Source organism: Caballeronia choica (assembly GCF_001544535.1).
Taxonomy (GTDB): Bacteria; Pseudomonadota; Gammaproteobacteria; order Burkholderiales; family Burkholderiaceae; genus Caballeronia; species Caballeronia choica.
In genome coordinates this window covers 18,804-27,236 of record NZ_FCON02000101.1, presented here as the reverse complement: position 1 = coordinate 27,236, position 8,433 = coordinate 18,804, and the positions used below count along the sequence as shown (strand labels likewise).

Below are 8,433 nucleotides of genomic sequence, written 5' to 3'. Positions count from 1 at the left end.
AGTGCCAAGACGGATGTATGACTGCTGTTCCACTCCGCGCAGCGGTGCGACGTGCGCGCCTTGTCTACATGCCAACAACGATGAAACCCCGCTAACGACACTCCCCCGGTTGGACCACTCCGACATAACGGTCTGGCGGCGACTGGCAAGCATTCGCGGTGGCAAGCTGCTTTCTTTGCTTACTTTCTTTGCAGCAGCAAAGAAAGTGAGTCCCGCCCCGGACAGGGGCAGAGCGAATAAACCAAAAACAAAACAAGTTCCATAGAAGCGCAGAAACATCAAACGGCGTAAACCACACCCTACCCCCAGCGCCAGCGCCCCCCTCAAGCGGCATTCTCCTCCACCGCCACCCGCGCCAGCACCGGCCTTAGCGCCGCGCCGGTGTGGCTGCGCGCGTTGCGCGCGAGCGTCTCCGGATCGGCGGCAGCGACGATCGTTCCGCCGTTCACCCCGCCCTCCGGTCCGAGGTCGAGCACCCAGTCCGCTTCCGCGATCACGTCCAGGTCGTGCTCGATCACGATCACGCTATGCCCGCCGTCCACCAGTCGGTGCAGCACGCGGATCAGCTTCGCGACGTCGGCCATGTGCAGGCCGACCGTCGGTTCGTCGAGCACGTACAGCGTGTGCGGCACCTTCTGCCCGCGCCGCGTGACGTCGTCGCGGACCTTGCTCAATTCGGTCACGAGCTTGATGCGTTGCGCCTCGCCGCCAGAAAGCGTCGGCGACGGCTGGCCAAGCGTCAGATACCCGAGCCCGACGTCCTTCATCAGTTGCAGCGGATGGGCGATGCTCGTCATCGAGCCGAAGAATTCGACGGCCTCGTCGATTTCCATCGTCAGCACTTCGCCGATGTTCTTGCCGCGCCACGTCACCGCGAGCGTTTCCGGGTTGAAGCGCTGGCCGTGGCAGACGTCGCACGGCACCTTGACGTCGGGCAGGAAACTCATCGCGATCGTGCGCACGCCCTGGCCCTCGCACGCCGGGCAGCGGCCGTCGCCGGTATTGAACGAGAAGCGCGACGGCGTGTAGCCGCGCGCGCGGGCTTCGAGCGTGTCGGCGAACAGCTTGCGGATCGTGTCCCACATGCCGATGTAGGTCGCCGGACACGAGCGCGGCGTCTTGCCGATCGGCGTCTGGTCCACTTCGAGCACGCGGTCGATCGATTCCCAGCCGGTCACGCCCGCGCAACCCTGCCATTTATGCGTGACATCGAACTTCGGGCGCGGCGCCTCGCGCGACAGCACGCTCGCACGGTTGCGCGCGGGCGCATCGGCTTGAGCCACCTTGCGCGCGCGGCGCGTCGCCGGCGACGACAGCACCGAGCGGCCGACCGCATCGAGCAGATTGGTCATCAGCACGTCGCGGGCGAGCGTCGATTTGCCGGAACCGGAAACGCCCGTGATCGCGACGAGCCGGCCGAGCGGCATGCTGGCCGTGACGTTGCGCAGGTTGTGCAGCGTCGCGCCTTCGACCGTCAGCCATTGCCCGGGCGTGGCCGCGCGCTTCGCGGTGGCCGCGCGCACTTCGCGGCGCGCCTGCAACGGATGCGGAATCGGATGCGCGAGGAACTGGCCGGTCAGCGACGCTTCGTTCGCCGCCAGGTCGCCGACGCCGCCCTGCGCCACCACCGTCCCGCCGCGCTTGCCCGCGCCCGGCCCGATATCGATGATGTGATCGGCGCGGCGGATCGTGTCCTCGTCATGCTCGACGACCACGAGCGTGTTGCCCTTGTCGCCGAGCTTCTTCAGCGCGTCGAGCAGGATCTGGTTGTCGCGCGGATGCAGGCCGATCGTCGGTTCGTCGAGCACGTAGCACACGCCCTGCAGATTGCTGCCGAGTTGCGCCGCGAGCCGGATGCGCTGCGCTTCGCCGCCGGACAGCGTGGGCGCGGCGCGATCGAGGCTCAGATAGCCGAGGCCGACTTCCTCCAGGAATTGCAGCCGCCCTTCGATTTCGCTGACCACGTCGCGGGCGATATCGGCGTCGCGGCCTTTCAGCGCGAGCTTTTGCACCCACCGCCGCGTGTCGCTGACCGTCCAGCGGCCGACTTCCGTGATCGGATGGTTGCCGAACGTCACCGCGCGCGCGACTTCGTTCAACCGCGTGCCTTCGCAATCGGGACACGGCACGTCGACGACATCGTCCGGTTCCTGTTCCACCGAGCCGATGGTCTGCTCGCGGCCCCGATCGTCGCCGGCGAGGATCGTGTCGTCGTAGGCCGCGCGCTGTTCGCGCGTCAGCTTCAGGCCGGTGCCCACGCAGGTGCCGCACCAGCCGTGCTTGCTGTTGTACGAGAACATGCGCGGATCGAGTTCGGGATAGCTCGTGCCGCAGACCGGACAGGCGCGCTTCGTCGAAAAGACGCGGATTTCTTCCTTCCCGCGGCGGTGTCCGTTGCTCAAGGCGCCGTGCAGTTCGTCGAGCGGCGCACACAGGTGCATCACGCCCTTGCCGAGTTCGAGCGTCTCGTCGAGCAGCTTGCGCAGCGCCGCTTCGTCGTTCGCCGACACGACGAGATCGCCCACCGGCAGTTCGATCGTGTGCTCGCGAAAGCGGTCGAGCTTCGGCCACGGATTGACCGGCAGGAACTCGCCGTCGACCCGCAGATGCGTATTGCCGCGCGCCTTCGCCCACTTCGCGATGTCGGTATAGACGCCCTTGCGGTTCACGACCAGCGGCGCGAGCAGCCCGACGTGCTGGCCCTTGTAGTCGCGCATGATCTGCGCGGCGATCGAGTCGGAACTTTGCGCCTCTACCGGCGCGCCGTCGTGGATGCAATGCTGGATGCCGAGTTTCACGTACAAGAGGCGCAGGAAGTGCCACACCTCGGAGGTCGTCGCGACCGTGCTCTTGCGCCCGCCGCGCGACAGGCGCTGTTCTATCGCAACCGTCGGCGGAATCCCATAGACGGCATCGACTTCAGGGCGCCCCGCCGGCTGCACGATCGAGCGGGCGTACGCGTTCAGCGATTCCAGATAGCGGCGCTGGCCTTCGTGGAACAGGATGTCGAAGGCGAGCGTCGATTTGCCGGAGCCGGAGACGCCCGTGATCACGTTGAACTTGCCGTGCGGAATGTCGACGTCGAGCGACTTCAGGTTGTGCTCACGCGCGTTGACGATCCGCACGACGTCCTCGCCCTGCAACGCGCGGCGCGCACTCGCCACTTCCGCCGCCAGTTGCAGCGGCACGCCCGCCGAACGCTTTTCGGCGGCGCCGGGCGCCATCGCTTCCTCGTAATCGAGCAGCGCGCGGCCTGTGTGGGAGCCGTCGCACGCGGCGACGTCGTCCGGCGTGCCGACGCATACGACCTGCCCGCCGCCGTCGCCGCCTTCCGGGCCGAGGTCGATGATCCAGTCGGCGGCGCGAATCACATCGAGGTTGTGCTCGATCACGATCAGCGAATGGCCGCGCTCCATCAGGCGGCGCAACGCTTGCATGAGTTTGGCGATGTCGTCGAAATGGAGCCCGGTGGTCGGTTCGTCGAACATGAAAAGGCGCCCCGGCTTGCCACCCTTCACCTGCGACGTTTCAGCGAGGAAACCCGCCAGCTTCAGGCGCTGCGCCTCGCCACCCGAGAGCGTCGGCACCGGCTGGCCGAGCTTCACGTATTCCAGCCCGACATCGACGATCGGCTGCAACACGCGCAGCACTTCGGCGTCGTTGGAAAACAGCGCGACGGCCTCGCTCACGGTGAGTTCGAGCACGTCAGCGACGCTCAATTCGCGCCCTCCGCGCCCGATTTTCACTTCGAGCACTTCCGCGCGATAGCGACGGCCGTCGCAATCGGGGCAGCGCAAATAGACATCGCTCAGGAACTGCATTTCGACGTGCTCGAAGCCCGAGCCACCGCAGGTCGGGCAGCGGCCGTCGCCCGAGTTGAAGCTGAACATGCTCGCGCCGTAGCCGCGCTGCGAAGCGAGCGGCGCCTTGGCGAAGAGCTTGCGGATTTCGTCGAACGCGCCGACGTAGCTCGCCGGATTCGAGCGCGCCGTGCGGCCGATCGGCGATTGATCGACGAAGATCACGTCGCTCAGTTGATCGGCGCCCGTGAGCGACCGGAACGCGCCCGGCGTTTCCGTCGCCTTGCCGAAATGGCGGGCGAGCGCGGGCGCGAGGACGTCCTGGATCAGCGTTGATTTGCCGGAACCCGACACGCCCGTCACGCACACCAGCCGCTGCAACGGAATCTCGACCGTCACGTCGCGCAGGTTGTGATCGCTTGCGCCTTCGAGGACGAGGCGCGGCGTGCTTGCGTCCACGACGCGCCGCAGCCAGTTCGACGCATGCGCGACGTGCTTGCGTCCGCCGAGGTAGGCGCCGGTGAGCGTGTCGCTATTCTGGATTTCGTTCGGCGAGCCGTCGTAGACGATGTCGCCGCCGCGCTCGCCCGGGCCCGGACCCATGTCGATCAGGCGATCGGCGGCGAGCATCACCGACGGATCGTGCTCCACCACGACGAGCGTATTGCCCGCGTCGCGCAGCCGGTGCATCGCTTCGACGATCCGGTTCAGGTCGCGCGGATGCAGGCCGATGCTCGGTTCGTCGAGCACGAACAGCGTGTTGACGAGCGACGTGCCGAGCGCGGTCGTCAGGTTGATGCGCTGCACCTCGCCGCCCGACAGCGTGCGGCTCTGGCGATCGAGCGTCAGATAGCCGAGGCCGACGTCGCAGAGATATTTCAGGCGCGTGCGCACTTCCGCGTGCAGCAGTTTCAGCGCTTCGTCGAGCAGCGTGCTCGGCAGCGTCAGCGAGTCGAAGAAGCGGCGGATGCGCTCGATCGGCATCAGCATCAGGTCGTGCAACGTCAGCCCGGACATGGCTTCGAGCTGCGCGCGCGTCCATTCGACGCCGGTTGGCATGAAGCGGTCGGCGGGGGACAGCACGGCGTCGGCCTGCTCCTTCGTGCCGAGGCGCCACAGGAGCGCTTCCGTCTTCAGGCGCGCGCCGTCGCAAGCGGGACATTTCGTGTAGCTGCGATATTTCGACAGCAGCACGCGGATATGCATCTTGTACGCCTTCGACTCCAGATAATCGAAGAAGCGCTGCACGCCGTACCACTGGTTGCCCCATTTGCCCGTCCAGTCCGGCGAGCCCTTGATGACCCAGTCGCGTTCCTTTTGCGTCAGTTCGCTCCACGGCACGCCGAGACGGATGCCCGCCTTTGCGCCGTAACGGACCAGGTCGTCCTGGTTTTCCTTCCACGCCGGCGTCTGCAGCGTCTTGATCGCGCCTTCCTTGAGCGTCTTGCGCTCGTCGGGGATCACGAGGCCCAGGTCCACGCCGATCACGCGGCCGAAGCCCCGGCACGTCTCGCACGCGCCGTAGGCCGAGTTGAACGAAAAGAGCGCTGGCTGTGGATCGGCATAGCGGATGTCGCTTTCCGGGCTGTGCAGGCCCGTGGAGAAGCGCCAGATTTCGGGTTCGCCTTCGTCGGCGAGCACGTAGACGTTTACGCGGCCCGTGCCGCGCAAAAGCGCGCCTTCGATCGCTTCGAGCGCACGCGAGCGCTCCGTGTTCTGCAGGCGGAACCGGTCCGCGACCACGTCGAGCAACTGGCGCGCGCCGCTCTCCGTTTCGACGTGGCGCTTCGCCTGGACGCGCGTATAGCCGCTCGCCGAGAGCCATTGCGTGACTTCGTCGTCGCTGGCGGTATCGGGCAACTCGACGGGGAACGTGATCGCGATGCGCGGATCGTTCGCGCGCGTGCGCTCGAGCAACTCGGCGTAGATCGTCTCCGGCGTGTCGTGGCGCACCTGATGCGACGTCTTGCGGTCGAAAAGCCCGGCGGCGCGCGCGTAGAAAAGCTTCAGGTGATCGTTCAGCTCGGTCATCGTGCCGACCGTCGAGCGCGAACTGCGCACCGGATTGGTCTGGTCGATCGCGATGGCGGGCGGCACGCCGTCGACGCGATCCACCTGCGGCCGGTCCATGCGGTCGAGAAACTGCCGCGCGTAGGCGCTGAAGGTCTCGACGTATCGGCGCTGGCCTTCGGCGTAGAGCGTATCGAAGACGAGGCTGGACTTGCCGGAGCCCGACGGGCCCGTGACCACCGTCATCTGGCCCGTATACAGGTCGAGATCGAGGTTCTTGAGGTTGTGCTGGCGGGCGCCGCGAATACGGATTGCGTTGTTCGATGCCACTTTTGCTGACCGGTTCAATGAGTTTGGGACTTCTGGAGCCGCCATTTGCGCGCACGGCTTATGCCATCTGCACGGCTCTGACAGACAAGCTCGACACTGTACACTCATACAGTGTTTGTCGCAAAAAGCGCCGGGCGCGTGGTAGTGCAGCAGAAGCCGTTCCGCCTCGTCGGGATCCGAAAAATAGTTTGCCGCTTGCCGGCAAACGGCATACAATGAACTCCAATGATTGTGACCTTCGCTTGCGCCGATACGAGGGCGCTGTTTGAAACCGGCCGTTCCCGGCGCTTCGCCAACATTCTGGCCGCGGCCGAGCGCAAGCTCACGCTGCTCGATGCCGCCGCCACGCTGAGTGCGCTGCGGGTACCGCCCGGGAACAGGCTGGAAACATTGCGCGGCGATCTTGCGGATACGTACAGCATCCGCGTCAACAATCAGTGGCGGATCTGTTTTTCATGGACGCTGGACGGACCCGCCGACGTGCGGATCATCGACTATCACTGACCGAGGCAACACATGGCTAATTTCACGAACGGCATGCGCCCCGTCCATCCGGGCGAGGTGCTGCGCGAGGACTATCTCGTGCCGCTCGGCATGACCGCGAACGCGCTCGCCCGCGCGCTCGATGTCACGCCCAACCGCATCAACGACATCGTGCTCGAGCGGCGCGGCATCACGCCCGAAACGGCGCTGCGACTCGCGCGCTATTTCGGCGGCGACGCGCAGACCTGGCTCAACCTGCAAATGACCTACGACCTGAAGATCGCCGCGCAGCAACACGCGGAGGAAATCGCGCGGAAAATATCGCCGCGCGAAGCGGCGTGAAACGCGCTGGGGCGGATATCGCGGCAGGGTGACGCGGTCTGCCGTTCGTATCAATGGTCGCGGGTGTCGCATGCCGGCCGTCGTCACGGGCTTCCGCGAGCGCATCTTCGCCTATCACGACGTTGAGCGAATCCGGGGCGTCAAGCGCGATATCGGGCATGCGTGGCATTTGCGGCAAAAAATGCGCGTCGCGTCTGCGGGGAATTTTGGCGGCTGCCGGAACCGGCATACTCTTTTGCACAGGCATCAGCCATTCAGGCGCCCGTAGGTGACCCAGGCTTCGGCATCGACGGCGCCCACCATGAAGAGACGAATCGGATGTTGAACAGACACGCCATCAGTTCCGGAGCCTATCTCGAAAGCTTCGATACGCTGCCCAAGGAAATCCTCTGGACGCAAGAGCGTATCGACCAGTCTCTCGCGCAAACCATGCAGTCGCGGCCGGACGACGGCGAGGTGTGGGTCTTCGCATACGGGTCGCTGATGTGGAACCCGATTTCGGTCTACGACAGTCGCCGCATCGCGACGCTGCACGGCTGGCACCGCAGCTTCTGCCTGCGCGTGACTGCCGGACGGGGCACGCCCGAGCGCCCGGGCAGGATGCTTTCGCTCGAGCCGGGCGGCAGCACGCGAGGCGTGGCGCTGAGGCTGTGCAATTCGACGCTCGACGAAGAACTCAGGATTCTCTGGACCCGCGAGATGGTGACGGGCGCCTATCGCCCGACCTGGGCGCCCGTCACGCTCGACGACGGCACCGAGACGTTGGCGATCGCGTTCGTCGCCGACCATGAGCAGTCGCAGTACGAAGCCGACGCGCGACCTTCCACCATCGCGCCGCTGATGAACGCCGCGTCCGGTTTATTCGGCACGAACGCCGAGTATGTGTTCATGCTGCAACGGGCGCTGGAGGAATGCGGCATGGCCGACGCCTACATCGACGAACTCGCCTGCGAACTCACGCGTCTTTGCGGGGAACCGGCGTCGGTCCCGGCGCAGGAATAGCCGACAGCCGTCTCATCGATCGAAGACGAGCAGCGTCGATGTCGCCGATGCGTGCAGGCGCCCGTTCGCATCCTTGAGCGTGGCCTCGGCGAATGCCGCGCGCCGGCCGATCGACAACACGCGGCCTTCGGCTCGCAGCAAGCCCGAATCGCGCGTCACCGCCTTGTGATACGCCACCTTGAGTTCGAGGGTGGTATAGGCCTGCGTCGCGCTGAGGCGCGAATGGACCGCGCAGCCGCACGCGGAATCGAGCAACGTGGCCGCGTAGCCGCCGTGCACGGTGCCGATCGGGTTATACGCGTGCTCGCCCGCGATGCCCGCGAACACCGCCCTGCCCGCGTCCACTTCGACGAACTCGAAATCGAGCGATACGAGAATGCCCGGCTTGCGCCCCGAGGCGATCAGCGCGCGCAGTTGTGAAAGGCCATCGAGGCCGGCGGCGGTTTCTTCGATCAGGCTCATGTTC

At 65.9% G+C, this 8,433-nt stretch carries 6 protein-coding genes; 3 read left to right on the top strand and 3 right to left on the bottom strand.

The window, feature by feature from the left end:
* Both AWB68_RS49750 and uvrA read right to left on the bottom strand, forming a co-directional pair.
* Positions 1 to 279, bottom strand: a 279-nt coding sequence (locus AWB68_RS49750) for a hypothetical protein (RefSeq protein ID WP_235028578.1), incomplete at its 3' end; no start/stop codon positions are given.
* Between the two features lie 44 nt (positions 280 to 323).
* Positions 324 to 6,140, bottom strand: coding sequence for an excinuclease ABC subunit UvrA (uvrA, locus tag AWB68_RS30600; RefSeq protein ID WP_200828832.1), 5,817 nt, complete (start codon positions 6,138 to 6,140; stop codon positions 324 to 326).
* 225 nt (positions 6,141 to 6,365) lie between these two features.
* Between uvrA and AWB68_RS30595 the strand changes: the two genes are divergently transcribed.
* The 3 genes from AWB68_RS30595 to AWB68_RS30585 all read left to right on the top strand — a co-directional run bounded on the left by AWB68_RS30595 (position 6,366) and on the right by AWB68_RS30585 (position 7,967).
* A complete protein-coding gene (locus AWB68_RS30595) occupies positions 6,366 to 6,644 on the top strand; it encodes a type II toxin-antitoxin system RelE/ParE family toxin (RefSeq protein ID WP_087648054.1) in 279 nt (92 codons plus the stop codon).
* 12 nt (positions 6,645 to 6,656) lie between these two features.
* A complete protein-coding gene (locus tag AWB68_RS30590; protein WP_087648053.1) occupies positions 6,657 to 6,965 on the top strand; it encodes a HigA family addiction module antitoxin in 309 nt (102 codons plus the stop codon).
* 318 nt (positions 6,966 to 7,283) lie between these two features.
* The gene (locus tag AWB68_RS30585) at positions 7,284 to 7,967 is read left to right on the top strand and encodes a gamma-glutamylcyclotransferase (protein WP_087648052.1); all 684 of its coding nucleotides are present in this window, start codon (positions 7,284 to 7,286) and stop codon (positions 7,965 to 7,967) included.
* Positions 7,968 to 7,979: 12 nt separating this feature from the next.
* Here AWB68_RS30585 and AWB68_RS30580 read toward each other — a convergent pair whose 3' ends face one another.
* Positions 7,980 to 8,429: a PaaI family thioesterase gene (locus tag AWB68_RS30580; RefSeq protein WP_087648059.1), complete on the bottom strand. Its 450-nt coding sequence runs from the start codon at positions 8,427 to 8,429 to the stop codon at positions 7,980 to 7,982.
* Positions 8,430 to 8,433: the final 4 nt, after the last annotated feature.

Excerpts from the sequence above, each read along its gene's own strand:
- AWB68_RS30595 (WP_087648054.1), top strand. The coding sequence starts at position 6,366 with ATGATTGTGACCTTCGCTTGCGCCGATACGAGGGCGCTGTTTGAAACC.
- AWB68_RS30580 (WP_087648059.1), bottom strand. The coding sequence starts at position 8,429 with ATGAGCCTGATCGAAGAAACCGCCGCCGGCCTCGATGGCCTTTCACAA.
- AWB68_RS30585 (WP_087648052.1), top strand. The coding sequence starts at position 7,284 with ATGTTGAACAGACACGCCATCAGTTCCGGAGCCTATCTCGAAAGCTTC.
- AWB68_RS30590 (WP_087648053.1), top strand. The coding sequence starts at position 6,657 with ATGGCTAATTTCACGAACGGCATGCGCCCCGTCCATCCGGGCGAGGTG.